Source organism: Pseudomonas sp. PS02290 (genome assembly GCF_029960075.1).
GTDB lineage: Bacteria > Pseudomonadota > Gammaproteobacteria > Pseudomonadales > Pseudomonadaceae > Aquipseudomonas.
In genome coordinates this window covers 1-24,983 of sequence record NZ_JASCOY010000039.1, presented here as the reverse complement: position 1 = coordinate 24,983, position 24,983 = coordinate 1, and the positions used below count along the sequence as shown (strand labels likewise).

The following is a 24,983-nucleotide window of genomic DNA, read 5'->3' as shown; positions in this document are numbered from 1 at the left end:
GGCAGTCAAGCATCCCGATCGGTGCGGGGATGTAGGCCGATTCTGGGCGTGGCGTAGGGGGGATCGGGTTTGTTACGGGGACATGCCTTACAAACCGCTCTTTATTAAAGGCGCTGAAGAGCGTGTTACTTCCCCCGCTGCCAGCGCATTCAAATGAGCACAGGCAATGCGCTTTTCCCGATGAACTTCAGCAGAACCCCATGAGTCAGCATTAAAACGCTCACCATGAGGCTCTACATTCCATGCAGATTTCCTTGAAAGGCCAGGTCGCCCTCGTCACCGGCGCCAGTTCCGGACTGGGTGCCGGCGCGGCGAAAGGGCTGGCAGCGTCCGGCGCGGCAGTGGTCGTCAACTACCATTCGCAGCCCGAACCCGCGCAGAAGCTCGCGCAAGAAATCATCGACGCCGGCGGCCAAGCCATCGCCATTGGCGCCGACGTCTCCAACGAGCAGGACGTAGAAAGGCTGTTCGCCGAGACCCTGAAGGCGTTCGGCCGTCTGGACATCCTCGTCGCCAATTCCGGGCTGCAGAAGGATGCGGCCTTCGCCGACATCACCCTTGAGGACTGGAACACCGTCATCAATGTCAACCTGACGGGTCAGTTTCTCTGCGCGCGTGCGGCAGTGCGGCAGTTCGCCAAACAGGACATCCGCCCCGAGGTGTCTCGCGCCCTGGGCAAGATCATCCACATGAGCTCGGTGCATCAGGTCATACCCTGGGCCGGCCACGTCAACTACGCCGCGTCGAAAGGCGGCGTCGATCTGTTGATGCGCAGCATTGCCCAAGAGGTCGGCGAGCAGCGCATCCGCGTCAACAGCATCGCGCCGGGGGCGATTCGCACCGCCATCAACACCAAGGCTACGAGCGGCGACGCCGAGAAGAAACTCTTGGAGCTGATCCCCTACGGCCGGGTGGGCGAGGCCGATGATGTGGCGAACGCCATCGTCTGGCTGGCCTCGGATGCGTCCGACTATGTGCATGGCACGACGCTGTTCATCGACGGTGGCATGAGCCTCTACCCGGAGTTCCGCAACAATGGCTGAACACACACCGAACCCCGATGAGCAGACCGAGCAAGAACCGCAGAACGCTATCGAAAACCACGGGATCATTGGCGACATGCGCAGTGCGGCGCTGGTCGCCGACACCGGCAGCATCGACTTCTGCTGCTGGCCCGACTTCGACAGCCCGAGCATCTTCACCGCGCTGCTGGACACCCCCGACGCGGGGATTTTCCAGTTGGCGCCGATCCTGCCCGACGCCCGCCGCCAGCAGCTGTATCTGCCGCAAACCAACGTGCTGATGACGCGCTGGATCGCCAAGGACGCCGTCGTCGAAGTCACTGACCTGATGCCCATTGCTTCTGAAGTCGACAACCTGCCGCGCCTTATCCGCCGCATCCATGTTCGTCACGGCCAAACGGCGGTGCGCATGCTCTGCCGGGTGCGCCACGATTACAGCCGCGCTGACACCACCGCGCAGATGGACGGCGACGACATCCGTTTCGAGGCTGAGGGTCAGCCGGCCATGCGTTTGGCGGCGACCACCGCATTGACGCTTGAAGGCCAGGCCGCGGTGGCCGAGTTCGGGATGAAGCAGGGTGATGTCGTCGAGTTCATGCTCGGCGGCGCCGATGATCCGCTGGTCAAAGCCACCAACTGCGACTGCGATTTGAAAAATACCGTCAATTACTGGCAGCACTGGAGCCGGCATTCCAATTACCGCGGCCGCTGGCGTGAAGTGGTCAATCGCTCGGCCCTGGCGCTCAAGCTGCTCACCTCGCGCAAGCACGGCGGCATTGTCGCTGCGGCGACCTTCGGCCTGCCGGAAGAAGAGGGCGGCGAGCGCAATTGGGACTACCGCTACACGTGGATCCGCGATGCCTCCTTCACCGTCTACGCCTTTATGCGCCTGGGTTACACCGAAGAAGCCAATGCCTTCATGCATTGGGTCCGTGAGCGCATGGGCGACTGCTGCGAAGACGCCAACAAGCTCGGCATTCTGTATGCGCTGGACGGTCGCGAAGAATTGCCCGAAGAAGAACTGGATCACCTCAGCGGCTACGGCGGCGCGTCTCCGGTCCGCATCGGCAACGAGGCCTACAAGCAGACGCAGCTGGACATCTACGGCGAGCTGCTCGACGCGGTGTACCTGGCCAACAAATACGGCGAGGCCATTTCCCACGAGGGCTGGAAGCACGTCACGCGGCTGGTCAATGATCTGTGCGAAACGTGGAACAGCAAGGACGTCGGGATCTGGGAAATGCGCGGCGACGACCAGCATTTCCTGCATTCGCGGCTGATGTGCTGGGTCGCGCTGGACCGGGCGTTGCGGCTGTCGCTGAAACGTTCGCTGCCGGCGCCGTTTGAGCGCTGGGACCGGGAGCGTCAGGCCATCCACGACGACATCTGGGAAAATTTCTGGGACGCCGATCTGGGCCATTTCGTCCAGCACAAGGGCAGCAAGAACCTCGACGCTTCCATGTTGCTGATGCCACTGGTGCGTTTCGTCGGCGCCAGTGATCCGAAGTGGCTAAAGACCCTGGACGCCATCGAACGCACGCTGGTGCGCGACGGCATGGTCTTCCGCTATCGCAACGACGATGACCATCAGGACGGCCTTGAGGGTGAGGAAGGCGCGTTCGTGGCCTGTTCGTTCTGGTACGTCGAGTGCCTGGCCCGCGCCGGGCGTGTGGAGCAGGCGCATCTGGAGTTCGAGCAATTGCTGCGCTATGCCAACCCGCTGGGTCTGTACGCCGAGGAGTTCGACGCCCACGGCCACCACCTGGGCAACACGCCGCAAGCCCTCAGCCACCTAGCGCTGATCAGTGCGGCGAGTTTTCTGGATCGCAAACTCGAAGGCAGCCAGACCCTCTGGCAGCCCTGACTTCCGGGATCAAAGGAGAAAATCGATGGCTCATGCATTCAAGGTCGGTGATCACGTGCGCTGGAATTCCGAAGCCGGGCACATCGTCGGCAAAGTGACGACGGTGCACACCAAGGAGGTCGAGTTCATGGGCCGCCATCGCCATGCCTCGCCCGACGCGCCGCAGTACGAGGTCAAGAGCGACAAGACCGGGCACTTGGCGATGCACAAAGAGGACGCGCTGGAAAAGGCTTGAGTCCCGCGTCTTTGATGACAGATGGCCCGGATACAAAAACGCAGCGATGACCGAAATCATCGCTGCGTTTTTTTGTGGCCGGTTCAGCAGATCAAGGAATCAGGCGCTGGGCCCGCAACGTGTCGAACACGTCAAAGAACGCCTGGTCGCTGGCCTGGAACTCCTTGAAGCCCAGGGCCCGGCTTTTCGACATGTCGGTCACCACTTCGATGGGGCGACCGAGGTCAGCATCGGTGTGCCACGGCGAAATCAGGCGACTGATGTCGGCTTCTTTCAAACCGTGGGCGCGCACGAGCTCGTCCCATGCCCCTTGATCGTTGGCCATCTGCTCTTCCAGCGGGGACACCTTCTCCGGGAATGCAGCAGGGTGCACACCGAAGTACTCGGCGATCTGGCCCCACATCCACTTCCAGCGAAACACGTCGCCGTTGGTGATGTTGAACGCCTGATACGCCGCCGCAGGGGTCGTCGCTGCCCACAGCTGCTGTTTGGCCAGTTGCCGCGCGTCGGTCATGTCGGTGAGGCTGTCCCACTGCACGCGGGAGCCGGGGAACACGAACGGGCGGCCGGTGGCTTTGCAGATCGACGCGTACACCGCGAGGGTAGTCGCCATGTTCATCGCGTTGCCCACTGCGACGCCGGTAACGGTGTGCGGACGGTGCACGCTCCAGGTGAAGCCGTCGCGTTCGGCGGCGGCAAACACTTCATCTTCCTGGGCGTAATAGAAATTCTCGATGTCCAGCCGCCCTTGGGACTCACGGAACGGCGTCTGCGGCAGGGTGCCTTTGCCGTAGGCTTCGAACGGGCCGAGGTAATGCTTCAGGCCGGTGACCAGCGCGACGTGCTTGACGCTCTTCGCCGGGCTCAACGCGTCCAGCACGTTACGCACCATGGCGGCGTTGACGCGGATGTTTTCAGCTTCCGTGGCTTGACGCGACCAGGTGGTGAGGAAGACGTGGGTCGGCTTGAGGTCCGCGAGGGCCTGCTGTACCGATGCGGGGTCTTGCAGGTCTGCCGCGACGGGGATCACGCCAGGCGTCTGGGAGGGACGGCGGGAGAGAGCGGCCACCTGCCAACCGTTATCGAGCAACAGTTGAGTGGTTGCGCTGCCGACGATGCCGCTGGCGCCGACGACCAAGGCCGTTTGGGTCATGGGGATCTCCTGTTTGATCGGGTTGAACGAGCTTCATAACGATGTAGCTCTCAGGTTTCAGAACGGCATCGCTGCCCATAGGTTCAGCTCAATTGGTCGGGTGCGACCACACACCACGCCGGCGCCCTCCGTTAACTCATCCGACCAGCAGCGCCGCACCATACATGCCGATGGCGAAGACCACATGGCCGACCACATTCTGCAACCGCGCTACGTTCGGCTTCGGCGCCTTGTTGCACGCCACGCCGACACCCATGCCGGGCTGCAGGATGAACCAGCCGGCCCCGACGGTGACCAGCCCGACGATCAGCGCAGGGAGAAAGGTCGGCGCGTGCGCCCACTGCACGCCCCAGATAAACAGCAGCGCGGCAGCGAACAGCACGCCGACGGTGTAATGCATGAACCAGCCAATCGCCAGCTCGTTGGGAACGGGAGGGGAATTGCCAATGCCATTGCGGTGCACGAACTGCCCCTTGGGCATCCTGGCGAACCAGCGACCGACGAGGTGCCAGGGCGGGGTCGGCAAACCCAGCAGCGCCTTGAGCAGCAGCGCCCAGAGATCCAGCAGCGCGGTGCCGCCGATGCCGATGAAAATTGCCAGGTAGATGAATTCGAACATGTCCGTCCCTGCGTGCTGTCAGTGATCGATGGGCGAGTGATGGCCGGACACGTTAGCAGTTTTGCCACAAAAAGCGGCGGTGCAGACAAGGCAGGTTCCACTGAATGAACGCGGCGCTTTCTTGTAGGACCGGCTTCAGCCGGGAAGAGGCCTGCATGAACACCGCGAGATTTGCGGTGTGACATCCGAAGCCTTCCCAACTGAAGCCTGTCCTGCATTAAAGGTCGCTCAAGCACTTACCAGCGGTCATTGCCACGACCGTGGTCAAACCCCCGGCGGTAGCCACCGTCGTAGTAACCGTGGGGCGGTGGTGGCGCGAAACGGCGATATTCGACCCGCTCACGCACCGGCACATAGACAACCTGCTGGTACTGCGGCTGATAACGCGGCGCGTAGCGCGGTTGCGGGCGGTAATCCTGATAGCGACCGTGACGGTCGTTGTTCGACTGACTGATCACCGCGGCCAGTACGGCACCGACGGCGGCTCCGGCGATGACAGGCACAATCACGTTGCGTTCGCTGGCGGACGCCGTGCCGGCGCCAACGAGCAGACCGGACAGGATCAGGGCTTGGGTCATCTTGGCAATCATGGTGTCTCCTTTGGCGAAAGAGTGGGTTCGCCATGGACGTATGAAACACCGGATCCGTGTAAACCCACGTCTAGGATCGGTAAAGGTTGGGTAAACCCGGATGTGCTCAATCGGCGCAGCAGTGCACGACCGGCGATCGGTTAACCGCCTGCGACGATGTAACGTTCGGCCATCCGAGAGGTCACTTGTGAAGTCCAATGGATTGCGACGGCCTTGTCCTCCTCGTGTCACGCTTTCCCCTGCCACCTCAGGCACCTCTTTTTGACATCGTTGACACTGGAACACAGCCCATGCGCCTGGCCGACTTCATCCTGCAGAACATCGAACCCATCCTGAAAAAGTGGGAAGCCTTCGCCAGGACCATGACGCCCGCCGCCAATGGCATGGACTCCGCCGAACTTCGCGACCACGCCGAACAGATGCTCCGCACGATCGCCGCTGACCTCCAGACCTCACAGACCGATGAGGCGCGAGTATCCAAGTCCAAGGGCGAAGCGCCCGATTCCGATAACGTCACTTCGGCCGAGACCCATGCTGAAGTCCGTCATTCGTCCGGCTTCACCATCGGTCAGATGATCGCCGAGTACCGGGCCTTGCGCACCAGTGTGCTGATGCTGTGGATGCCGCCCAAGGAAGTGAACCGGGCAGACGAGATTGCCGACATTCTGCGCTTCAACGAAGCCATCGATCAGGCCCTGGCCGAGTCCGTCGTGACCTACACCGACAACGTCGATGCTGCGCGCAACGTCTTCCTCGGCATCCTCGGTCACGATTTGCGCAGCCCGCTGGGGGCGATTTCCCTCAGCGCCGAAGTGCTGCTGCGTGCAGGCGACCTGCCACCCAAGGCGACCAAAAACGTGTCGCGCATCTACACCAGCGTCAAGCGTTCGACCAAAATCGTTGGTGATCTGCTGGACTTTACCCGGACTCAACTGGGCTCGGGAATTCCGGTGCGAGTGGCGCGGGATGACTTTTTCCAGGCCTGCGAAGCCATGGTGGAAGAGGCCAGGGCCTACCATCCGGATCGTGAGATCGACATGCACGGCGACACCCGAGTCGTCGCGCAATTTGATCGGTCACGGATGGAACAGGTCATGTCCAACCTGATCGGCAACGCGATCAAGCATGGCAACCCCCTGACCCCGGTCACCGTGACACTGGTGGCGGGTGCCAAAACGGTGTCCCTCTCGGTGCACAACGAGGGCCCGCCCATTGAGGACAGCGTGAAAGCAACACTCTTCAACCCGATGGTGCGCAATTTTCAGGACGGAAAAGTGGAATACGGCGCGGCCGCAGGTCTTGGCCTAGGGCTGTATATCGCAGCGGCGATCGTCGACGCCCATAACGGCAGCATCAAGGTCGACTCCGCAGCCGACCGCGGCACCAGCTTCACCGTGTCCTTGCCGTTGATCGGGGACGCAGGCGACTGAAGGGCGCAGATCTCGGGGCACAAATGCTGCAATCGATACACAGGGCAACGACCGCCGATCAGCCGGCGGTCAGGCTCGGGAAACCTCGAGCAACAAGTTGAATCAACTGGTTACGTAGGTGAGGTTAGGGGAAGTATATGGTGACCGACGATCTAGTCCGGTGGAACAGCCACTGGCGGTTAACCGACCACACAGTGTTGTGCAGGACCTGCAAAGCCAGGCAAAGCGAAGCCGAGCGAGAAGCGACCTTTGTGCATCTGCCGACCTGCGGCTATGCCCGAGAGGCCGCCCATCCCTGGGATGAGCTCGACGCGAGCTGCGGAATGCTGCAGACCTCCCACTGAATTGGACCCTGTCGCCGATCGCTTACTGCGATGGCTCCGCCACGGCGCTGAACATCAGGCTCGGGGCCTGACCGGGTACGTCATCGAGCTCGCCGCAACGGTGCATGCCGATTTTCTCCAGCACCCGAATCGACGCCGCGTGGGTCGGCCGGACGTAACCGTAGACCTCTTCCAGCTTCAAGCTTGAAAACCCGAAGTCCAGCGCCGCTCTGCCCATCTCCGTGGCAAACCCCTGTCCCCACGCCTCAACGGCGAACCGATAGCCCAGATTGACCCTTTGCACGCCCAAAAAATCATGAAACCCGATGCCGCCGAAGCCGATGATGTGTTCGGGGGCCTCCTTGTGCGCAATCGCCCACCAGCCAAAACCGTGGGTCTGCCAGTGCTCGATCCAGCCCTTGAGCATGGCTGCTGCCTGGGCCTCGTCGGTCATCGGCCCGGAAGGGTTGAACAGCTGGGTCTGCGGGTCGCTGTAGATGGCGAACAGGCGGGCGAGATCATCAGGTTCCGGTGCGCGGTAGATCAGATGAGCGCTGCTCATGGCCATGGCAAGTGATCCTTCGGTTAGCCCTCAGAGTATTTGCAGCGGATCGCTGCTGCTGACGTCCTGATCTACCAGTTGAATGCGGTTGCGTCCACCGCGTTTGGATTCATACAAGGCGGCGTCGCTGCGTTCGATCAATTCTGCCAGGCTGGATGGCGGTTGGCTGAACAGGCTGGCACCGATGCTCAACGTAACGGGCTGGGGGGTGGAAAAAGTTGCCGAGGCGGTCGCGTGAAAGGCCTCGCGCAGCGTGCTCCCCACGGCCAGCAAATGCTCGCTGGAGGTGTCACTGAGCAACACCACGAATTCATCACCGCCCAGGCGCGCGGCGAGCGAACCGGTGGGCAAGGCCCCGCGGATAATTTCACTGAGCGCGACCAGCAGCCGGTCTCCGGCGCTGTGGCCATAAAGGTCGTTGACCAGCTTGAAATTGTCGATGTCCATCAGCAGCAGCGCCCCCGGCTGCGCCTGCGAAACGTTATCCAGCAGACGCTGCCCTCGCACTTCCAGCGCGCGGCGGTTGTACAGGGCCGTCAGCGGATCCCGCGCCGCCAGCCGGGCGATGCGTTTTTCCCGGCGATGACGCTCTGAGCCGGTCATCGACAGGGCGATCAGCATCACCGCCATCGTCCCTTCGACCAGCGAAATCTGGATGATCTCGCCCCGAAAGGCGGCCAGATCGATCAGCGTGCCAGGCACCACCGCCGTGACCGCCTTGGAAAAATAGAACACGCCGTGGGCCAGCAGCACATAGCGCAACTGCACCGCGCCGACGCTCAGGGACTTGCCGTGAGGCCGCAGCAGCCCGCTGGCCTTGACCATCAGCAGAGAGATCAACAGCGAGTTGGCTGCCAGCATCACTTTCGACCACCACGGCTGGTCCGGCAGCAACAACAGCCCGATCCACAGGACGAAGATCAGGTACCAGGCCCGCGACACCCGGGTCTCGGTAAACCGCGCAACGCCCAGCAGGAACAGCCAGTGGGCGGTGACCAGCAAGCCGTTGGCGAACCAGATGCCAATCACCAGAATGCCGCTGCTGCGCAGCAATGCCAGGGTCGAGCCCACTGAAATAACGGCAAACCCCGCGCTCCAGAACAGCAGCGACGGCTCCCGCACCGTCCGCCACTCCACGGCCAGGTACAGCGCGGCGGCCGCAGCGAGGGCGATGGTCATCGTCAGCAGGGTGATCGGGTCGAGCGCCATAAGCAGCCTGATGGGTAAGGGGTGCGGTGTCGTCGCGAGTCGAAGCGCCCCGGGGGGGGGCTTTCATTCGCTGGCTGTTGTGTATCGGCCACCCCGACAAAACTTTAACGCCGGCGCCGTTCCGCTAGAATGGCGCGGACCCGGTCCTGCCGCCGTTATTCCAGGTCTATTTTGGCTGCGAACGGCTGCAACCATCGGTACCCCCAGGCAGGACGCACAAGCGAGGCGGCAGTGATCGAGCGGCGAGAATTCAGCGGAGGCATGAAGGGCAAGAACCTTCGCTACGTGGATGAAAACAGGCGAAGCCCCTCGGCCCAGACCCGAACCGGCTTCCTGCTGCTCGAACACTTTTCGTTGCCGGCTTTCACCCAGGCCCTGGACACGTTCGTCACCGCCAACCTGCTGCGCCCCGATCTGTTCACGTCGAGGACATTTGGCTTGCACGAGGGCGAAGTGGTCAGTGATCTGGGGCTGGTGATCCGGCCCGACACGCGACTCGACGCGCCGGCGCTTAAGGCGCTGGACCTGCTAGTGATCTGTGGCGGTTATCGCACCGAGCTCAAGGCCGACGAGCCGCTGGTGCACCTGCTGACCACCGCCGCCGAACAGGGCATCACCCTCGCGGGTCTGTGGAATGGCGCCTGGTTCCTCGGCGCAGCGGGTTTGCTCGACGGTTATCGGTGCGCCATTCATCCCGAGCACCGCGCCGCCCTGGCGGAGATCTGCAAAGTCAGCGAAGTCACCAGCGAAGCTTTTGTCATCGACCGCGATCGTCTCACTGCCGCAAGTCCCGCCGGGGCCTTCCACATGGCGCTGGAATGGATCAAGACGCTGCACGACAAGGCGCTGATCGAAGGCATCGAGGACATTCTGTCTTTCGAGGAGTCGCGCTATCGGCGGATCAAGCCGAGCCGGCACATGACAGTCAGCGCGCCGCTCAAGGAAGTGGTCAAGCTGATGGACGCCAACCTTGAGGAACCCCTGGAACTGGAGCAACTGGCGGTGTACGCCGGACGTTCGCGGCGACAGATCGAGCGGCTGTTCCAGGAACAACTGGGCACCACCCCGCAGCGCTACTACCTGGAACTGCGCATCACCGAGGCCCGCCGCCTGCTGCAGCACACTGAGCTGACCCAGATGGAAGTGCTGGTGGCCTGCGGGTTCGTCTCGCCGAGCCATTTCAGCAAATGCTACAGCGCGTACTTCGGCTATCGGCCTTCCAAAGAAAAGCGTCTGGTCAAATGAGCGCTGCCTTGATTTGCCCCTCGGCCAGCCCAACCCTGTAGGCTTCGTCCTCAACAGAACAAACGTACCCAGCCCGGGGCAGAGACAGCGTGAATGAGTGAGATCAGCACCAAAATAATCACCGTCGAGGGCCATGCCGCCCTGAAGAAGGAGCTCGATTACCTCTGGCGCGAGCACCGGCCTGATATCACGCAGAAAGTGGCGTGGGCCGCTTCCCTGGGGGATCGCAGCGAGAACGCCGACTATCAATACAACAAAAAGCTGCTGCGCGAGATCGACCGGCGTGTGCGCTACCTGCGCAAGCGTCTGGAAGACATGCGCGTGGTCGCCTATTCGCCGGAGCAGGAAGGCCGGGTGTTCTTCGGCGCGTGGGTCGAAGTCGAGGACGAGGAGGGTGAGAGCAAGCGTTTCCGCGTCGTCGGTTATGACGAGATCTACGGACGCATGGACTACATCTCCATCGATTCGCCCATGGCCCGGGCGCTGCTGAAGAAAGAAGTCGGTGACGAAGTCTCGGTGCCGGTTCCGTCCGGCAGCAAGCAATGGTGGATCACCAAGATCGAATACCTGAAATAGCAGGGGCTTTGCGCGGTTGACGGTGGGCAGCGCATTGCCGCCCACCGTCAGGCCCCCACCTTTAGCCCTCGCGCAGCACTTGCAGGGGACTGGCGTTCAGCGCCCGCCGTGTGCCGAACACGCCCGCGCCGCCCACCAGCAAGGCGCCGATCAGCGGCAGCACCAGCAGCCAGATGTGGGGGTGCCACTGCAGGTTGAAGGCGTAGCGGTACAGCGCAAAGCTCACCAGCTCGCACCCAATTGCCGCCAGCACTCCGCTCACCGCGCCGAGCAGACCGAACTCGATGCGCCGGGCCTTGGTCAGCAACGCACGATTGGCGCCCAACGCCCGCAGCAGCGCACCCTGTCGGATCCGCTCATCCAGGGTCGCCTGCAAGCCGGAGAACAACACCGCCATCCCCGCCGCGAGCACGAACAGCAGCACGTACTGCACCGCCATCGTCACCTGATCGAGGATGCTGCGCAGCTGCTCCAGCAACGCTTCCACCTGCAGGATCGTCACCGCCGGGAAGGCCCGGGACAGCTCGACGATCTGCTGATCATTGCCGGGCGCCAGATAGAAACTGGTCAGGTACGTGGCCGGCACGTCCTTGAGGGTGCCGGGCTGGAAGATCATGAAGAAGTTGGGCTGAAAGGTGTCCCAGTTGATGTCGCGCAGGCTGGTGACTTTGACCTCGCGGGTCAGCCCGCCGATCACGAAACCGAGGGTGTCGCCCAGCTTCATGTTCAGGCTGTTGGCCAGCTTGGTTTCCACCGACACGCCCGGAACCACGCCGTCGGCTGGCGGCTGATCGCTGGTCCACCACTGGCCGGCGGTGATGCTGTTGCCTTCCGGCAGCGTCGCCGCCCAGGTCAGGTTGAGGTCGCGCTGGGTGGCGTTTTCGCCACGGGAGTCCTTGGTGACAAACTTGCTCACCGGCTCGCCATTGATGGTCATCAAGCGCCCCGGAATCATCGGGTACAGCGGCGCGCTGTGGGTCGACAGGCGGCCGATGCGTTCCGCGAAGTTGTCTTTGTCGTTGGGCAGGATGTTCAGCGCGAAGTAGTTCGGCGCATCCTTGGGCAGCTGGTTCTGCCAAGTGTCGAGCAGCTCGCCGCGCAGCAGCGCAATCAGCCCCATGGACAGCAGAATCAGACCGAACGCCAGGGACTGGCCGGCTGCGGCCATGGGGTGGCGCAACAGCTGACCCAGGCCCAGACGCCACGGCAGCGAGGCCCCGGCGAGCAAACGGCGCAGGCTTTTCAGGGCCAGCAGCAACACGCCGCCGAGTATCAGCGCCGCGATCAGACCGCCGCCGAGCAGGGCGAAGGTCAGCACCAGGTCCAGACTCAGGCGCCACATGATCAGGCCCAGTGCGAACAATGCCGCGCCGTAGACCAGCCAGGTGCTCGCCGGGATGGGCAGCATGTCCCGACGCAATACCCGCAGCGGTGGCACGCGACCCAAAGCAGCCAGGGGCGGCAGTGCGAAGCCGGCGAGGGCGACCAGTCCGGTGCCGATTCCGGCGACTGCGGGCAGCCAGCCTCCGGGCGGGACGGCAGCGGGCAGCAGGTTTTCCAGCAAATGAAACAGCCCGAGTTGGGCGAACCAGCCGAGCAAAGCGCCCGCCGCGCTGGCCACGACGCCGAGCATGGCCAGTTGCAAGCCAAACAGCACCAGCGCTTCATTGCGCGACAGACCCAGGCAACGCAGCAACGCACTGGCGTCAAAGCGGCGCACCGCGAAACGCGCCGCCGACAAGGCCACGGCCACGCCGGCCAGCAGCACGGCGACCAGACTGGCCATGTTCAGGTAACGCTCGGCTTTGCCCAGCGCGCCGCCAATCTGCTGGTTGCCATCGCGGGCGTCGTCGATCTTCTGATTCGGCGCCAGCCCGGGTTCGATCGCTTTGCGGTACGCGGCGAGGTCCTGGGGCGTGCCGCGCCATAGCTCCCGATAACTGACGCGGCTGCCGGGCTGCACGACCTTGGTGGCTTCAAGGTCGGCCATGTTGATCATCACCCGAGGCGTCAGGCTGTAGAAGTTGCCGGCGCGGTCGGGTTCGTAGGTCAGCACCCGGGTCAGCTTCAAGGTCTTGGAGCCGACGTCGATGCTGTCGCCGACTTTCAGGTTCAGCGCCACCAGAATCCGCGCTTCCGCCCAGGCTTCGCCGGCTTGGGGCTCACCGCCCACGGTTTCGGCTTCATAGGGGGCAGGGGCGCTTTTCAGCTCGCCGCGCAACGGGTACGCCGCGTCCACGGCCTTGACGCTCGCCAGCTGAATGCCGTTATCGGTGGCAACCACGCTGGAGAAAATCACGATCTGCGAATGATCCAGCTTCAGCGCCTTGCCGGCGTCGATCTGTGCAGGCGTCGCCGGTGCGGAGCCGCCGAGAATGAGGTCGGCGCCGAGAAACTCCGTCGCTCGCAGCAGCATGGCGCTGTTGAGGCGTGCGCCGAAATATCCGATGGCCGTGCTGGCGGCAACCGCCACCACCAGGGCGAAGAACAGCACACGCAGCTCGCCGGCGCGGGCATCGCGCATGAGCTGGCGCGCCGCGAGGCTGAGCAGACGGGAAAAAGGCAGGCGTGCCATTAAGGCTCCATGGGGGCGACCAGTCGGCCACCCTCGAGACGGATCAGGCGACGGCAACGGTGGGCCAGACGCTCATCGTGGGTGACCAGCACCAGGGTGGTGTTGCGCTCCTGGTTCAGCTCGAACAGCAGATCGCTGATGCGCTCGCCGGTGTGGCTGTCCAGGTTGCCGGTGGGCTCATCGGCGAACAAAACGTCCGGGTCGGCGGCAAACGCACGGGCGATGGCGACGCGTTGCTGCTCGCCGCCCGATAGTTGCCGTGGCGTGTGGGTCAAACGCTGACCCAGGCCGACGCGTTCCAGCAGATGCCGGGCCTGATCACGGGCGTCTTTGCGGCCTTCCAGCTCCATCGGCAGCATGACGTTTTCCAGCGCGTTCAGGCTGTCGAGCAACTGGAAGGACTGGAACACAAAGCCCACGTGTTCGGCGCGAACCCGGGCGCGCTGGTCTTCGTCCAGGTCGCTGAGATTGCGTCCCGACAGGACGACGGAACCGGCGCTGGGCAGGTCGAGGCCGGCCAGCAGACCGAGGAGGGTGGATTTGCCCGAGCCCGACGCGCCGACAATGGCCAGCGTGTCGCCCTTGTTTAGTTCCAGGGAGAGTTCGTGCAGGATGGTCAAGTCACCTTCGGTGCTTGGGACCACTTTGCTGAGGTTCCGAGCACTGAGAATACTTTCGCTCATGGAGAATCCGATGCGTGCGTGGTTTTTAAGTGCTGGCCTGGGTTTGCTGCTGGTATCACAAGGCGCGATGGCAGGCACGGTGCTGATCGTTGGGGATAGTATCAGCGCGGCTTTCGGCCTGGATACCCGGTTGGGTTGGGTCAGTCTGCTGGAACAGCGTCTGGCAAAGGAAGGCTTCAAGGAAGAAGTAGTCAATGCATCGGTCAGCGGCGACACCAGTGCAGGAGGCCAGGCGCGGCTGCCGTCGCTGCTTGCCGAGCACAAACCGGATCTGGTGATCCTCGAACTGGGCGGTAATGACGGCCTGCGCGGGCAGCCGCCGGCGCAATTGCAACAAAACCTTACCGACATGGTTGAGCAGTCCAAAGCGGCGGGGGCCAAGGTGCTGTTGTTGGGCATGAAAATCCCGCCCAACTACGGTGAGCGCTACACCACGGCCTTCGCGGCGGTGTACCCGAAAGTCGCCGAAGCCACCGACGCTGCGCTGGTGCCCTTCATGCTGGAAGGCGTGGGCGGCAGGCCTGACATGACCCAGCAAGACGGCATTCACCCCAACGTCCAGGCTCAGCCTTACCTGCTGGATAACGTGTGGCCGGTGCTTGAGCCACTTCTTTAAATGCAATCTCTGAGGCTTCAGGATGGAGTTCCCTTCTGGTGCCTCAGTCGGCTCGTAATGCGGTTTATTACAGCTTTGTCCCACCGTTGTGACAATCAATGCTCTCATCAGCGACGGTGACGCCCAATGTGATGAGCAGTAATGATCACGCTGGGAACCGGGGGACCGCCTTAGACCACCTATATGCTTCCAGGCACCAGGAGGCCCACATGAATCCCATTCGCCCCTATCAAGGTCAGCAACCTGCTTTCCACATTCCTGAAAGCGCGCAGCCGCATGGTTCCAATGCCCCAACCTCAGCGCGTTCGTCGAACCAAACTTATCCAGCCGACTTGGCGCCTTCCAGAAACCGTTCCGTAGCGATGCCTTCAAAGGTGAAAGTAGGCGGAGATTCCTTTCTGATAGGAACGCTCAGAAGCCGGCTTGATGCTCAGTCAAGAGCCTATTTGCGTACGGCGCTGAATCCAGACGAAAACACGCCTACCACGCAACGTCAGGACGGAATCGTTTCCTATTTGGTGCAGCACGAGACCGAAGAAAACCAGACGCCCGGGCCAGATGTTTTAGCCGTGTCCGTTGACGTGGATCAAAATAAGTACCTTAAATCACTCGTGGCAGCCCGAGTCTCCGATAGAGAAACGGTTCTGGATCTCCGGTTTGATAGCAAGCTCGGCCACTTTGCAGAAAAACTAATCTCAGGATTGAGGTCGAAAACCGCGGATAACGTCCAGGCATCGATGCTGAAAAACGGTCCGAAATGGTATTGGGAACTGGAATCCGGGGAAGACCTGACGCTGAAGAAGCTTTCAGCTGAAAACATCGACGCCCTGAGAAGCGAGGTCAACGCTGCAAGCCTTAAAGATTATGAAAAGGCCTTCATTAAAAGCCTGATTGATGAGCCGCTTTACATCACCCACGCAGCACCATCTGATGCCGACATAAAACGTCCGGACGGTACGGTTTCGTTATTTTCCAGAAGAAAGCTGGAGGAAAGACAAATAGAATTCAACACTGAAAACACGACGGACCACGATATCGCCATGCTTGCCAACGATGATCACGTGTTTTTTTCACTTGAGGCGGGTGATCAACCTCAGAAAGACAGCAGCCGGTTTGGCGACAAATTGATGAGATTCAAGTTTGATCAGCCCAAGATCCTCAGCCATGCGACTCTGCATCTTGTCGACCCATTGACCGCCGTACCGCCCTCTGTGGGCTCACGCTTTGACGCCATTGAAGACCATATGGACGAAGAAGAGGCAGCGGACGCTATCGATAAACTTGAATCGCGCGCGTTCACCCCTGGCGAAGCGACATTTCATGGCCGGCATATGAAAATAGGGCTCGCCTTGTCCATTATTCAAACCTGTAGAAACAGCATGCCAGACGACATGAGTCGCGAGCTGCTAGAAGGCGAATCTGTTAATCGCGTAATGAATGGATTGTTCCGGCCTACCGTGATGGTTCCACGGCACTTCTTCGACAAACCGGTCGATGAGTCGGACATTTTAATAAATTAAACGGGACTGTCTGGGGACAGACTATGGACCATAGGCGTCTTTCTCGGCCTGGCGTGAGACCTCCAATGGTCTTGTGGCGTGGCCCGTGTTCAGGGTGACGTCTCGTCCATTGTCAGCGGCCCCGTTTGCGCCTATGGTGGCGCAAACCTGTACAGGACCCAAAAGATGTACAAGAAAGAACAGTGGCCACTCACGCTGTACTTCGACGGTGACTGCCCGCTTTGCGCGCGGGAGATCAAGCTCCTGTGTTCTCACGCATCGGCGCACGTGTCGGCAGACGCAGACGCAACCGCAGCGCGATTGATGTTCGTCGACATCAGCGAAGAGGGGTTTGACGCCAGGGCGCTCGGATTTACCCGTGAACAGATGGAGGCGGTATTGCACGCCCGATTCGACGATGGCACCTGGGTCACGGGCCTGGACGCCACCCTCTGGAGCTGGCGCGCAGCCGGTCTTGGCATTTGGGCTGCGCCGCTGTCGTGGCGGCCACTGAGGCCCTTGCTGAACGTCGGTTATCGCTTGTTCTGCCGCTGGCGTCCCCACTTGGCGTGGCTGCCTCATCCGGACGGGAGTCGCCGATGCCGCGACGACCGTTGCGCGGTTTCCCGACCTTCAGACCAAAACCGCTGATTTAAAGGCCTGCAGGCCTTTTCCGGACGGGGGCTTTCGGCTAATGTGGCGCCCCCGCTCTGGAGCCCCCAATGCCGCGCCGTCCTTCCTGGTCCCTTTATGCCTATCAACTGATCGAGCCCGACGAACAGCTCGACCTGTTCGCGTGCCAGGAAATCCTCGTGCATCTGGTCGCTCGCCAGCTCGAGCTGGCAGGCTCCGCCGACCGCACCTTGTGCGGCACCTTGCTGCCCGCCCAGCCGCGCTGGTCGGAAGTCCGGCAGACGGTTTATCAGGATGAGCGACTGTGCCCGCTGTGCCGGGCGATCATAGACGCGCAACGGCGCGGCTGGCACCCGATCTGGCCGGAACTGGAAACCGGCGTTTAAGGGCTCGCGCGCACTCCCCGAATGCGCAGGCGTGCGTGTACAATCGCGCACAATCAAGCCTTCCGTTTACCAAGGATTCTCCGGATGTTGTCGCGCATTCCAGCTTTCGCCCGCTGTCTGTCGCTCGCTGCGCTGTGCGCGGCCGGCCCCGTCTCCGCCCTGGAGTTTCCGTTGCCGCCGCCCGGTGAGGACATCATCGGTCAGGTGCAGACCGTCACCGCCAAGTACGAAGACACCTTCGCCGATCTGGCCACCCGCTACGACTTGGGCTATCTGGAAATGATTGCCGCCAATCCGGGCGTCGATGCCTGGCTGCCGGGCGCAGGCACTCAAATAGTGTTACCGACGCGTTTCATCCTGCCGCCGGGTCCGCGCGAAGGCATCGTCATCAACCTGGCCGAGTACCGTTTGTACTACTACCCGAAAGGTCGGAACGTGGTCTACACCTTCCCGCTGGGTATCGGTCGCGAGGGCTGGGGTTCGCCGGTTTCCACCACCAAGGTCACCGCCAAAACGCCGAACCCGACCTGGACGCCGCCCGCGTCGGTCAAGGCCGAGCATGCCGCCGACGGCGACATCCTGCCCAACGTGGTCCCGGCCGGGCCGGACAACCCGCTGGGCCCGTTCAAATTCGGCCTCGGCTTGCCGGGCTACCTGATCCATGGCTCGAACAAGAAGTTCGGCATCGGCATGCGCACCAGTCACGGCTGCTTCCGCATGTACAACAACAACGTGCTGGTAATGGCGGACATGGTCCCGGTGGGCACCACTGTGCGCATCATGAGCGAGCCCTATAAGTTCGGCGTCAGCGGCGGCAAGGTCTACCTCGAAGCGCACACGCCGCTGGACGAAAGCGGCAAGCCGTCGGTAGTCGACAAGCACACCGCCGTGATCAACGCACTGCTCAAGCGTGAAGACCTGGCCAACAGCCTGCGCATCAATTGGGACGAAGTGCGGGACGTGGTGGCTGCCGAAGACGGCATGCCGGTCGAGATTGCCGTGCCGACCACGCCTGCGCCCGCGGTGGGCGGCGCGCCGATGACGCTGCAGTAACGCTGCGACGCCAAACGCCGGGCAATAAAAAAGCCGACCCGTTAACGGGTCGGCTTATCAATAATCCCGGGGGATTATTACTTACGGCTAGCCTTGTCCAACATACGCAGAGCGCGCTCGTTGGCTTCGTCAGCAGTTTGCTGAGCTTTTTGAGCTGCAGCCAGAGCTTCATCAGCCTTGCGATAGGCTTCATCGGCACGGGCTTGCGAACGAGCGGCTGCGTCTTCAGTTGCAGTCAGACGAGCTTCGGTTTCTTTGGATGCGCTGCTGCAACCGGTAGCCAGAACTGCGGCCAGGGCCAGAGCAGAGAATTTCAGAACGTTGTTCATCGTGTTCCCCTTAAAGGACTTCTATCAAATTAGTCATCTCTCGAGAGTGAGAAAATGACCGGCGTACATCTTACTCATTGTTTGTAGTAAGTAAACGGACCGCGCGCAAGATCTGCAGAAAATTCTTGGGTATGAACGTGTTCCGTGCAACTCCTCACGCTTTTTCTTCGCACGCAAACAGCCCCAGGCGGTGGTGTCTGTCAGGTGACTCCGGCCCAGGCGATTTCCCACTACCAGCGACGTACCGGCGACCATTTTTGTATAGTCGATTATCGTGACAGGCGCATCCCTGAGGGCGGTTTTAATGACCTTCAAGTGACTTGAGTGCGGGCGTTGCGTCTCAATGGACATTGCCCGGCGACAACAGGTTCCATGGTGCACGCCTTCAGATGTGCGGCAGCGCAATTAACAGTTGATTCACTTGAGCGCACTTGCTCAGGGCGCCTACTATTTGCCTGTGCTCAAATTGTTTGAGAACAGCGACGCTCTTCGCGGTGTCCAAACGGCACAGGGTGGCGCAGTCAGCTCTACTGCAGAAGTCGCTATTGCAGAAGGCAATAGTTCTCATACTGCCTGTAGAGGTTCCTTCGCCGGGAAAATGTCGATAAGGTAAGGGTCCAATTCCAAGACCCGCGAGGAGTAGTGATGAGCGAGGCGTTGTCCATCCACCATGACGAGACCGGTCACCAGTTCGAAGTCAATATTGACGGCTACCGTGCCTATCTCACTTACATGGACCTGGGTAAAGAGACCCTGGATATCTACCGTACGTTCGTTCCCAACGAATTGCGCGGACGTGGGATAGCGGCAGCCTTGACCAAGGTGGCCCTCGACTACGCCGACCGGATCGGCTACACCGTGATTCCTTCGTGCTCCTACGTGGAACGCTACATGGAGCGCAACCAGCGCCAGGCTGCCAAGATCTGACCCAGGCGCGCGTCACACAGTAAAACGCCGAGCATGTGCTCGGCGTTGTCGTTTCTGCGGGCAGGTCAGTCGCGCTTGCGCTTGGGCAATACGTCCTTGAGCTTGGCGTGCATGCTGCGCAGGGTCTTTTCAGTGCTTTCCCAATCGATGCATGCATCAGTGATGGACACGCCGTATTGCAGGTCGGCGAGGTCTTTGGGAATGGCCTGGCAGCCCCAGTTCAGATGACTCTCGACCATCAGGCCGATGATTGACTGGTTGCCTTCGAGAATCTGGTTGGCGACGTTCTCCATCACCAGCGGTTGCAGCGCCGGGTCCTTGTTGGAGTTGGCGTGGCTGCAATCGACCATGATGTTCGGCTTGATCTTCGCCTTGTTCAGCGCCTGTTCACACAGCGCAACGCTGACCGAATCATAGTTGGGCTTGCCGTTGCCGCCGCGCAGCACGACGTGGCCGTAGGCATTGCCCTTGGTGGTGACGATGGACACGCCGCCTTCCTGGTTGATACCCAGGAAGCGATGGGGGCTGGACACCGATTGCAGGGCGTTGATCGCAACGGTCAGGCCGCCGTCGGTGCCGTTCTTGAAGCCGACTGCCGAGGACAGGCCCGAGGCCATTTCCCGGTGAGTCTGGGACTCCGTGGTGCGCGCGCCGATGGCCGACCAACTGATCAGGTCCTGCAGGTACTGAGGCGAAATCGGGTCGAGGGCTTCGGTCGCGGTCGGCAGGCCTTTTTCGGCCAGGTCGCGCAGCAATTGACGGCCGATGTGCAGACCATCCTGAATCTTGAAAGAGTCGTCCAGGTACGGGTCGTTGATCAGGCCTTTCCAGCCGACGGTGGTGCGTGGCTTCTCGAAATACACGCGCATGACCAGATACAACGTATCGGACACCTCGGCGGCGAGTGCTTTCAGGCGATCGGCGTATTCGTGGGCGGCCTTGAGGTCGTGGATCGAGCAGGGCCCGATCACGACGAACAGGCGGTGATCCTTGCCATCGAGGATGTTGCGGATGACTTCGCGGCCCTGGCTGACAGTGGCCTGGGCGGCGGCGGTCAGCGGGATTTCGCGTTTCAGCTGATCCGGGGTGATCAGTGTCTCGTTGGAGGCAACGTTGAGGTCGTCAATCGGTAAATCAGCCATCGTGTTACTCATCAGGTCACGGATGCTGGCCGCCAGCGTCCCCGTGCGGCGGAGCCGAGCATGATTGAGCGCAACGGGGGAGCCGAACCTTAGCGCGTTAGCCGGTGGTTCGACAATGGGTAAACGTGGCTTTCGTCCAACGGTTGCGGCATTGTCTGACCTGTCTGGGGTGGCGACAGGCATCACCCGAACATCATTCAGAGGAGAAGCGCGTGGATCAATTGCAACTGACGGACTTCGACCTCGACCAGCAACTTCTCAACCTGCCCGGCGTCTCACTGCTGATTTTCACCAGCCTGGGCTGCTCCAGTTGTCGCTGGGCCCGGCATCATTTACCCGAGCAATCGCTGCCTGTTGACCGCCTGTGCTGGATCGATGCCGAAGAAAACGGCGGCGCGGTGCAGCGCTACGGCGTGTTTCATCTGCCGACGATGTTTGTGATCCGCGAAGGTGCCTTCTTCGGGCCCCTTCGCACGCAGATGTCCGCCGAGGCCATTGTCCCGGGCCTGGCCCACGCGCTGGCGACGCCGCCAGACGAATTACCCTGAAGCGGAGTTTCCATGAGCGAGAGCACAGCGAGCGAAAGCTCAACCAGACCCCGGATCGGCATCATCGGCACCGGCGCGATCGGCGGCTTCTACGGCGTGATGCTGGCCCGGGCCGGCTTCGATGTGCACTTTCTGCTGCGCAGCGAATTCGAGGCCGTCGCCCGCAACGGCCTGCGGGTAGACAGCCATGTGCATGGCCCGTTAGTGCTGGAAAATGTCCAGGCCTACGCCTCCGCCGCCGACATGCCGCCCTGCGACTGGTTGCTGATCGGCGCGAAGACCACCGGCAACGGCGGGGTGGCCTCCGCCATCGTTCAGGCCGCGGCGCCGGACGCCAAAGTTCTGCTGCTGCAAAACGGGTTGGGCGTCGAGGAAGAGCTGCGCGCCGAGCTACCGGATTCCCTTCATCTATTGGGCGGCTTGTGTTTTGTCTGCGTGCATCGCACCGGTCCGGGCCAGATTACCCATCAGGCCTTCGGTGCCGTGAATATCGGCTATCACAGCGGGCCGGCCGATACGGCAACGCGCGGGCATTGGGTCGAGGAGGGGGCGTCGCTGTTTCACCAGGCCGGCGTCGACTCTGTGGCGATGGACAACCTCGACAAGGCGCGCTGGCAGAAACTGGTGTGGAACGTTCCCTACAACGGGCTTTCCGTGCTGCTCAACGCCAGCACCACGCCGCTGATGGCCGATGCCGACAGTCGCGCGCTGATTCAGGGCCTGATGGCGGAAGTGGTGCAAGGCGCCGAGGCGTGCGGCCACGTGCTGCCGGTGGGTTACGCCGAGCAATTGCTTAAGGTCACCGGCCATATGCCGGATTACCGGCCGAGCATGTACCACGACTTCACCGAAAAACGCCCGCTGGAACTCGACGCCATCTATGCCCGGCCCCTCGCAGCTGCGCTTGCCGCTGGCTGTGACATGCCCAAGGTGCGCGCCCTGTACCACGCGCTGGCGTTCATTGATCGCGGCAATCGTTGACGGCCATGGCCGTGCGCTTGCCCAACTGCTGCTTTAAGGAAGACTGATGAGCACCGAGCTGAATGTTAAAACCCCGGGGAGCAAACTGGTGCTGGCGATTTCCTCGCGGGCGCTGTTTGATCTGCGGGAAAGCCATGACGTTTACATGGCCAATGGGGTCGCTGCCTATCGTCAGTACCAGATCGACCACGAAGACGAAATTCTCGAGCCCGGTGATGCGTTCCGGCTCGTGGAAAAACTGCTCAGCCTGAACGCCAGCCTGAACCAGTCCCGGGTGGAAGTGGTGCTGGTCTCACGCAACAGCGCCGACACCGGCTTGCGCGTGTTCAATTCGATTCAGCACTACGGCCTCGACATTTCCCGCGCGGCGTTCGTCGGCGGCCGCAGTCCGTTTCCGTATCTGGCCGCTTTCGGCAGTCATCTGTTCCTGTCGACCCACGCCGACGACGTGCGCAGTGCGCTGGACGCGGGGTTCGCCGCCGCGACCATCCTCTCCGGTGGCGCCCGTCGTGCGGCCAGTGCCGAGCTGCGTATTGCCTTCGACGGCGACGCCGTGCTGTTCTCCGATGAGTCCGAGCGCGTGTATCAGTCCGGAGGGCTGGAGGCGTTCCAGGCCAACGAGCGCGAGGCGGCGCGACGGCCGTTGCCCGGTGGCCCGTTCAAACCCTTTCTCGCGGCATTGAACGCCTTGCAGCGCGAATTCCCCGAAGAGTCCTGCCCGATTCGCACGGCGCTGGTGACCGCGCGCTCGGCTCCGGCTCATGAACGGGTGATCCGTACGCTGCGCGAGTGGGATATCCGTCTGGATGAGTCGCTGTTTCTCGGCGGCCTGGACAAATCGGCGTTTCTCGAAGCCTTCGCCGCGGACGTGTTCTTCGACGATCAGCCGGGCCACTGCGAGCGTGCACGCGAGGTGGTGGCGACCGGGCACGTGCCCCACGGCATCAGCAACGAGCTAAAACCCTGAGGCGTTAGACCGAAAAGCAGCAGTCGGCCGTCGCAGTGCGCAGCGCGCTGCTACGCTGATGAAGTCTTCACTTCACAGGCTGCCGGGGGTCCCATGATCCGTTCGATGCTCTACGCCACGGACCTCGGTGCTTATGCGCCGTATGTGTTGCAGCACGCGCTGGTGTTGGCGCGGACCTTCGACGCCGAGCTGCACGTTGTGCATGTGGTGGAGATGGGCGTGTTTGCCGAGTCCGTGCTGCAGAGCTATCTGGCGGCAGACGTCTTGAAACAACTGCACAGCGAGGGCGTCAACACGGTCATCGACGGCATTGAGGCGCGGGTGCTGGCCAGTTTTCGCGAGGAACTGGGCGAGGGCCATGAGGACCTGGCGCTGATTCGCAGTGTTCGCGTGGTCCAGGGCGACCCATCCAATGTGATACTCGATCAGGCGCGCCTGCTCGGCGTTGATCTGCTGGTGGTGGGCAGTCGCAGTCACGGTGGGGAGGGCGATACGCCGATTGGCCGAACGGCGGCGCGAGTGCTGCAACTGGCCGGCGTGCCGGTGTACATGGTGCCGATGCTGCAAAGTCGTACACAAACGTGATCGCGTTCCGGGAATGTGCCAAGGGCGTTAAAAGCTGCGTGCCATTACTGGATAAAAGTGATAAAAAGTTCTAGCTTTGCCTTCCTGACCAATAATCCAGTTATATACCGTCGCTGATGCCCGTGGCGTCTTCCGGCTTTGAGGGATACATATGAAGCTCCAACAATTGCGCTACATCTGGGAAGTGGCGCACCACGACCTCAACGTTTCAGCGACCGCGCAAAGCCTCTACACCTCGCAGCCAGGCATCAGCAAGCAGATCCGCCTGCTGGAAGACGAGTTGGGCGTCGAAGTCTTCGCCCGCAGCGGCAAGCACCTGACCCGCGTCACCCCGGCAGGCGAGCGCATCATCACCACCGCCGGCGAGATCCTGCGCAAGGTCGAGAGCATCAAGCAGATCGCCCAGGAATTCTCCAACGAGAAAAAGGGCACGCTGTCCATCGCCACCACCCACACCCAGGCGCGTTACGCGTTGCCGCCGGTGATCAGCAATTTCATCAAGCAGTACCCGGACGTCGCGCTGCACATGCATCAGGGCTCACCGATGCAGATCGCCGAAATGGCCGCCGACGGCACGGTCGATTTCGCCATCGCCACGGAAGCGCTGGAATTGTTCGGCGATCTGGTGATGATGCCGTGCTACACCTGGAACCGCTGCGTGGTCGTCCCTCAGGGCCACCCGCTGACCAAGGTGCCGAAGCTGACCCTGGAGATTCTCGCCGAATACCCGATCGTGACGTACGTGTTCGGCTTCACCGGCCGTTCCAAACTCGACGAAGCATTCAGCCACCGTGGCCTGACGCCGAAAGTGGTGTTCACCGCCGCCGACGCTGACGTCATCAAGACCTACGTGAGATTGGGACTGGGCGTTGGCATCGTCGCGAAAATGGCCGTCGATCCGAAGCTGGACAGCGATCTGGTGGTGCTCGACGCCAGCGAACTGTTCGAAGCCAGCGTGACCAAGATCGGCTTCCGCCGCGGCACCTTTCTGCGCGGCTTCATGTGCGATTTCATCGAGAAATTCGCCCCGCACCTGACCCGCGACGTCATGGCCAAAGCCATTCAGTGCCACAACAAGCAGGAGCTGGAAGAGCTGTTTGCCGGGGTTGAACTGCCGGAGCATTAACAGGCCCGACCTGCGGGTCACGCCTTGCGCTTGACCTGTAGGAGTGAGCTTGCTCGCGATGCGTCAATTCAGGCGCTGAACGGCGTCTGCCAGACCGTCATCGCG

Annotated in this window: 26 protein-coding genes; 17 read left to right on the top strand and 9 right to left on the bottom strand. The window is 61.8% G+C overall.

Annotation, left to right across the window (positions count from 1 at the left end; genetic code table 11):
* Window positions 1-242 precede the first annotated feature (242 nt).
* From QMX88_RS17280 to QMX88_RS17270, 3 genes are read left to right on the top strand one after another with little or no spacing between them, the layout of a single operon-like run.
* The gene (locus tag QMX88_RS17280; RefSeq protein WP_192172409.1) at window positions 243-1,043 is read left to right on the top strand and encodes a glucose 1-dehydrogenase; all 801 of its coding nucleotides are present in this window, start codon (window positions 243-245) and stop codon (window positions 1,041-1,043) included.
* On the top strand, window positions 1,036-2,886 hold the full coding sequence (locus QMX88_RS17275) for a glycoside hydrolase family 15 protein (protein WP_282371446.1): 1,851 nt from the start codon (window positions 1,036-1,038) through the stop codon (window positions 2,884-2,886). Before QMX88_RS17280 ends, QMX88_RS17275 begins: the two co-directional genes overlap by 8 nt.
* Before the next feature lie 25 nt (window positions 2,887-2,911).
* The gene (locus QMX88_RS17270) at window positions 2,912-3,121 is read left to right on the top strand and encodes a DUF2945 domain-containing protein (RefSeq protein ID WP_282371444.1); all 210 of its coding nucleotides are present in this window, start codon (window positions 2,912-2,914) and stop codon (window positions 3,119-3,121) included.
* A gap of 91 nt (window positions 3,122-3,212) precedes the next feature.
* Here the strand turns inward: QMX88_RS17270 and QMX88_RS17265 are convergent, their stop codons facing one another.
* The 3 genes from QMX88_RS17265 to QMX88_RS17255 all read right to left on the bottom strand — a co-directional run bounded on the left by QMX88_RS17265 (window position 3,213) and on the right by QMX88_RS17255 (window position 5,483).
* Window positions 3,213-4,274 (bottom strand): SDR family oxidoreductase, encoded by a 1,062-nt coding sequence (locus QMX88_RS17265; protein WP_282371442.1) that lies wholly within the window; start codon window positions 4,272-4,274, stop codon window positions 3,213-3,215.
* A 136-nt stretch (window positions 4,275-4,410) separates the two neighbouring features.
* On the bottom strand, window positions 4,411-4,893 hold the full coding sequence (locus tag QMX88_RS17260; RefSeq protein WP_282371440.1) for a DUF2938 family protein: 483 nt from the start codon (window positions 4,891-4,893) through the stop codon (window positions 4,411-4,413).
* A 236-nt stretch (window positions 4,894-5,129) separates the two neighbouring features.
* A complete protein-coding gene (locus QMX88_RS17255; RefSeq protein WP_282371438.1) occupies window positions 5,130-5,483 on the bottom strand; it encodes a hypothetical protein in 354 nt (117 codons plus the stop codon).
* Window positions 5,484-5,773: 290 nt separating this feature from the next.
* Here QMX88_RS17255 and QMX88_RS17250 point away from each other — a divergent pair, with 290 nt between their 5' ends.
* Window positions 5,774-6,913: a sensor histidine kinase gene (locus QMX88_RS17250; RefSeq protein ID WP_282371436.1), complete on the top strand. Its 1,140-nt coding sequence runs from the start codon at window positions 5,774-5,776 to the stop codon at window positions 6,911-6,913.
* A gap of 366 nt (window positions 6,914-7,279) precedes the next feature.
* Here QMX88_RS17250 and QMX88_RS17245 read toward each other — a convergent pair whose 3' ends face one another.
* Both QMX88_RS17245 and QMX88_RS17240 read right to left on the bottom strand, forming a co-directional pair.
* Window positions 7,280-7,804: a GNAT family N-acetyltransferase gene (locus tag QMX88_RS17245; RefSeq protein ID WP_282371434.1), complete on the bottom strand. Its 525-nt coding sequence runs from the start codon at window positions 7,802-7,804 to the stop codon at window positions 7,280-7,282.
* A gap of 24 nt (window positions 7,805-7,828) precedes the next feature.
* The gene (locus QMX88_RS17240) at window positions 7,829-9,007 is read right to left on the bottom strand and encodes a GGDEF domain-containing protein (protein WP_282371432.1); all 1,179 of its coding nucleotides are present in this window, start codon (window positions 9,005-9,007) and stop codon (window positions 7,829-7,831) included.
* Window positions 9,008-9,268: 261 nt separating this feature from the next.
* Here QMX88_RS17240 and QMX88_RS17235 point away from each other — a divergent pair, with 261 nt between their 5' ends.
* The gene (locus tag QMX88_RS17235) at window positions 9,269-10,252 is read left to right on the top strand and encodes a GlxA family transcriptional regulator (protein WP_282371495.1); all 984 of its coding nucleotides are present in this window, start codon (window positions 9,269-9,271) and stop codon (window positions 10,250-10,252) included.
* Between the two features lie 102 nt (window positions 10,253-10,354).
* Complete coding sequence (greB, locus tag QMX88_RS17230; protein WP_172613149.1) at window positions 10,355-10,828, top strand: transcription elongation factor GreB; 474 nt, start codon at window positions 10,355-10,357, stop codon at window positions 10,826-10,828.
* Window positions 10,829-10,889: 61 nt separating this feature from the next.
* On the opposite strand, the gene QMX88_RS17225 is transcribed toward greB, so the two are convergent.
* Window positions 10,890-13,403: an ABC transporter permease gene (locus tag QMX88_RS17225; RefSeq protein WP_282371430.1), complete on the bottom strand. Its 2,514-nt coding sequence runs from the start codon at window positions 13,401-13,403 to the stop codon at window positions 10,890-10,892.
* Complete coding sequence (locus QMX88_RS17220; RefSeq protein WP_192172418.1) at window positions 13,403-14,086, bottom strand: ABC transporter ATP-binding protein; 684 nt, start codon at window positions 14,084-14,086, stop codon at window positions 13,403-13,405. The genes QMX88_RS17225 and QMX88_RS17220 overlap by 1 nt, the downstream gene beginning before the upstream one ends.
* Window positions 14,087-14,096: 10 nt before the next feature.
* Here QMX88_RS17220 and QMX88_RS17215 point away from each other — a divergent pair, with 10 nt between their 5' ends.
* The 5 genes from QMX88_RS17215 (at window position 14,097) to QMX88_RS17195 (ending at window position 18,273) form a co-directional block, all read left to right on the top strand.
* The gene (locus tag QMX88_RS17215) at window positions 14,097-14,702 is read left to right on the top strand and encodes an arylesterase (protein ID WP_282371426.1); all 606 of its coding nucleotides are present in this window, start codon (window positions 14,097-14,099) and stop codon (window positions 14,700-14,702) included.
* A gap of 209 nt (window positions 14,703-14,911) precedes the next feature.
* Window positions 14,912-16,222, top strand: a complete 1,311-nt coding sequence (locus QMX88_RS17210) for a hypothetical protein (protein ID WP_282371424.1) — start codon at window positions 14,912-14,914, stop codon at window positions 16,220-16,222.
* Between the two features lie 165 nt (window positions 16,223-16,387).
* Window positions 16,388-16,852, top strand: coding sequence for a thiol-disulfide oxidoreductase DCC family protein (locus tag QMX88_RS17205; protein ID WP_282371422.1), 465 nt, complete (start codon window positions 16,388-16,390; stop codon window positions 16,850-16,852).
* Between the two features lie 71 nt (window positions 16,853-16,923).
* The gene (locus QMX88_RS17200; RefSeq protein ID WP_192172422.1) at window positions 16,924-17,220 is read left to right on the top strand and encodes a hypothetical protein; all 297 of its coding nucleotides are present in this window, start codon (window positions 16,924-16,926) and stop codon (window positions 17,218-17,220) included.
* Between the two features lie 84 nt (window positions 17,221-17,304).
* Complete coding sequence (locus QMX88_RS17195) at window positions 17,305-18,273, top strand: L,D-transpeptidase family protein (protein WP_282371420.1); 969 nt, start codon at window positions 17,305-17,307, stop codon at window positions 18,271-18,273.
* 77 nt (window positions 18,274-18,350) lie between these two features.
* Here QMX88_RS17195 and oprI read toward each other — a convergent pair whose 3' ends face one another.
* On the bottom strand, window positions 18,351-18,602 hold the full coding sequence (gene oprI / locus QMX88_RS17190) for an outer membrane lipoprotei OprI (protein ID WP_003199355.1): 252 nt from the start codon (window positions 18,600-18,602) through the stop codon (window positions 18,351-18,353).
* 645 nt (window positions 18,603-19,247) lie between these two features.
* On the opposite strand from oprI, the gene QMX88_RS17185 reads away from it, so the two are divergent.
* Complete coding sequence (locus QMX88_RS17185) at window positions 19,248-19,529, top strand: GNAT family N-acetyltransferase (protein WP_065988521.1); 282 nt, start codon at window positions 19,248-19,250, stop codon at window positions 19,527-19,529.
* 65 nt (window positions 19,530-19,594) lie between these two features.
* Here QMX88_RS17185 and QMX88_RS17180 read toward each other — a convergent pair whose 3' ends face one another.
* Window positions 19,595-20,671, bottom strand: a complete 1,077-nt coding sequence (locus tag QMX88_RS17180) for a 3-deoxy-7-phosphoheptulonate synthase (RefSeq protein ID WP_192172424.1) — start codon at window positions 20,669-20,671, stop codon at window positions 19,595-19,597.
* 212 nt (window positions 20,672-20,883) lie between these two features.
* Between QMX88_RS17180 and QMX88_RS17175 the strand changes: the two genes are divergently transcribed.
* The 5 genes from QMX88_RS17175 (at window position 20,884) to cysB (ending at window position 24,878) form a co-directional block, all read left to right on the top strand.
* Window positions 20,884-21,219 carry a thioredoxin family protein gene (locus tag QMX88_RS17175; RefSeq protein ID WP_282371413.1) on the top strand — a complete coding sequence of 112 codons (336 nt, stop codon included), beginning with the start codon at window positions 20,884-20,886 and terminating at the stop codon, window positions 21,217-21,219.
* A gap of 12 nt (window positions 21,220-21,231) precedes the next feature.
* Entirely contained in the window at window positions 21,232-22,200 is a 969-nt protein-coding gene (locus tag QMX88_RS17170) for a putative 2-dehydropantoate 2-reductase (protein WP_282371412.1), read from the top strand.
* 46 nt (window positions 22,201-22,246) lie between these two features.
* The gene (locus QMX88_RS17165) at window positions 22,247-23,167 is read left to right on the top strand and encodes a 5'-nucleotidase (RefSeq protein WP_282371410.1); all 921 of its coding nucleotides are present in this window, start codon (window positions 22,247-22,249) and stop codon (window positions 23,165-23,167) included.
* Window positions 23,168-23,260: 93 nt separating this feature from the next.
* A complete protein-coding gene (locus QMX88_RS17160; protein ID WP_282371408.1) occupies window positions 23,261-23,752 on the top strand; it encodes a universal stress protein in 492 nt (163 codons plus the stop codon).
* Window positions 23,753-23,903: 151 nt separating this feature from the next.
* Window positions 23,904-24,878 (top strand): HTH-type transcriptional regulator CysB, encoded by a 975-nt coding sequence (gene cysB / locus QMX88_RS17155; protein ID WP_122534560.1) that lies wholly within the window; start codon window positions 23,904-23,906, stop codon window positions 24,876-24,878.
* Window positions 24,879-24,983: the final 105 nt, after the last annotated feature.

What these genes read in the sequence shown, in the direction of transcription:
- QMX88_RS17280 (WP_192172409.1), top strand. Translation starts at nt 243, where the DNA reads ATGCAGATTTCCTTGAAAGGCCAGGTCGCCCTCGTCACCGGCGCCAGT.
- QMX88_RS17275 (WP_282371446.1), top strand. Translation starts at nt 1,036, where the DNA reads ATGGCTGAACACACACCGAACCCCGATGAGCAGACCGAGCAAGAACCG.
- QMX88_RS17270 (WP_282371444.1), top strand. Translation starts at nt 2,912, where the DNA reads ATGGCTCATGCATTCAAGGTCGGTGATCACGTGCGCTGGAATTCCGAA.
- QMX88_RS17265 (WP_282371442.1), bottom strand. Translation starts at nt 4,274, where the DNA reads ATGACCCAAACGGCCTTGGTCGTCGGCGCCAGCGGCATCGTCGGCAGC.
- QMX88_RS17260 (WP_282371440.1), bottom strand. Translation starts at nt 4,893, where the DNA reads ATGTTCGAATTCATCTACCTGGCAATTTTCATCGGCATCGGCGGCACC.
- QMX88_RS17255 (WP_282371438.1), bottom strand. Translation starts at nt 5,483, where the DNA reads ATGATTGCCAAGATGACCCAAGCCCTGATCCTGTCCGGTCTGCTCGTT.
- QMX88_RS17250 (WP_282371436.1), top strand. Translation starts at nt 5,774, where the DNA reads ATGCGCCTGGCCGACTTCATCCTGCAGAACATCGAACCCATCCTGAAA.
- QMX88_RS17245 (WP_282371434.1), bottom strand. Translation starts at nt 7,804, where the DNA reads ATGGCCATGAGCAGCGCTCATCTGATCTACCGCGCACCGGAACCTGAT.
- QMX88_RS17240 (WP_282371432.1), bottom strand. Translation starts at nt 9,007, where the DNA reads ATGGCGCTCGACCCGATCACCCTGCTGACGATGACCATCGCCCTCGCT.
- QMX88_RS17235 (WP_282371495.1), top strand. Translation starts at nt 9,269, where the DNA reads ATGAAGGGCAAGAACCTTCGCTACGTGGATGAAAACAGGCGAAGCCCC.
- QMX88_RS17225 (WP_282371430.1), bottom strand. Translation starts at nt 13,403, where the DNA reads ATGGCACGCCTGCCTTTTTCCCGTCTGCTCAGCCTCGCGGCGCGCCAG.
- QMX88_RS17220 (WP_192172418.1), bottom strand. Translation starts at nt 14,086, where the DNA reads ATGAGCGAAAGTATTCTCAGTGCTCGGAACCTCAGCAAAGTGGTCCCA.
- QMX88_RS17215 (WP_282371426.1), top strand. Translation starts at nt 14,097, where the DNA reads ATGCGTGCGTGGTTTTTAAGTGCTGGCCTGGGTTTGCTGCTGGTATCA.
- QMX88_RS17210 (WP_282371424.1), top strand. Translation starts at nt 14,912, where the DNA reads ATGAATCCCATTCGCCCCTATCAAGGTCAGCAACCTGCTTTCCACATT.
- QMX88_RS17205 (WP_282371422.1), top strand. Translation starts at nt 16,388, where the DNA reads ATGTACAAGAAAGAACAGTGGCCACTCACGCTGTACTTCGACGGTGAC.
- QMX88_RS17200 (WP_192172422.1), top strand. Translation starts at nt 16,924, where the DNA reads ATGCCGCGCCGTCCTTCCTGGTCCCTTTATGCCTATCAACTGATCGAG.
- QMX88_RS17195 (WP_282371420.1), top strand. Translation starts at nt 17,305, where the DNA reads ATGTTGTCGCGCATTCCAGCTTTCGCCCGCTGTCTGTCGCTCGCTGCG.
- oprI (WP_003199355.1), bottom strand. Translation starts at nt 18,602, where the DNA reads ATGAACAACGTTCTGAAATTCTCTGCTCTGGCCCTGGCCGCAGTTCTG.
- QMX88_RS17185 (WP_065988521.1), top strand. Translation starts at nt 19,248, where the DNA reads ATGAGCGAGGCGTTGTCCATCCACCATGACGAGACCGGTCACCAGTTC.
- QMX88_RS17180 (WP_192172424.1), bottom strand. Translation starts at nt 20,671, where the DNA reads ATGGCTGATTTACCGATTGACGACCTCAACGTTGCCTCCAACGAGACA.
- QMX88_RS17170 (WP_282371412.1), top strand. Translation starts at nt 21,232, where the DNA reads ATGAGCGAGAGCACAGCGAGCGAAAGCTCAACCAGACCCCGGATCGGC.
- QMX88_RS17165 (WP_282371410.1), top strand. Translation starts at nt 22,247, where the DNA reads ATGAGCACCGAGCTGAATGTTAAAACCCCGGGGAGCAAACTGGTGCTG.
- QMX88_RS17160 (WP_282371408.1), top strand. Translation starts at nt 23,261, where the DNA reads ATGATCCGTTCGATGCTCTACGCCACGGACCTCGGTGCTTATGCGCCG.
- cysB (WP_122534560.1), top strand. Translation starts at nt 23,904, where the DNA reads ATGAAGCTCCAACAATTGCGCTACATCTGGGAAGTGGCGCACCACGAC.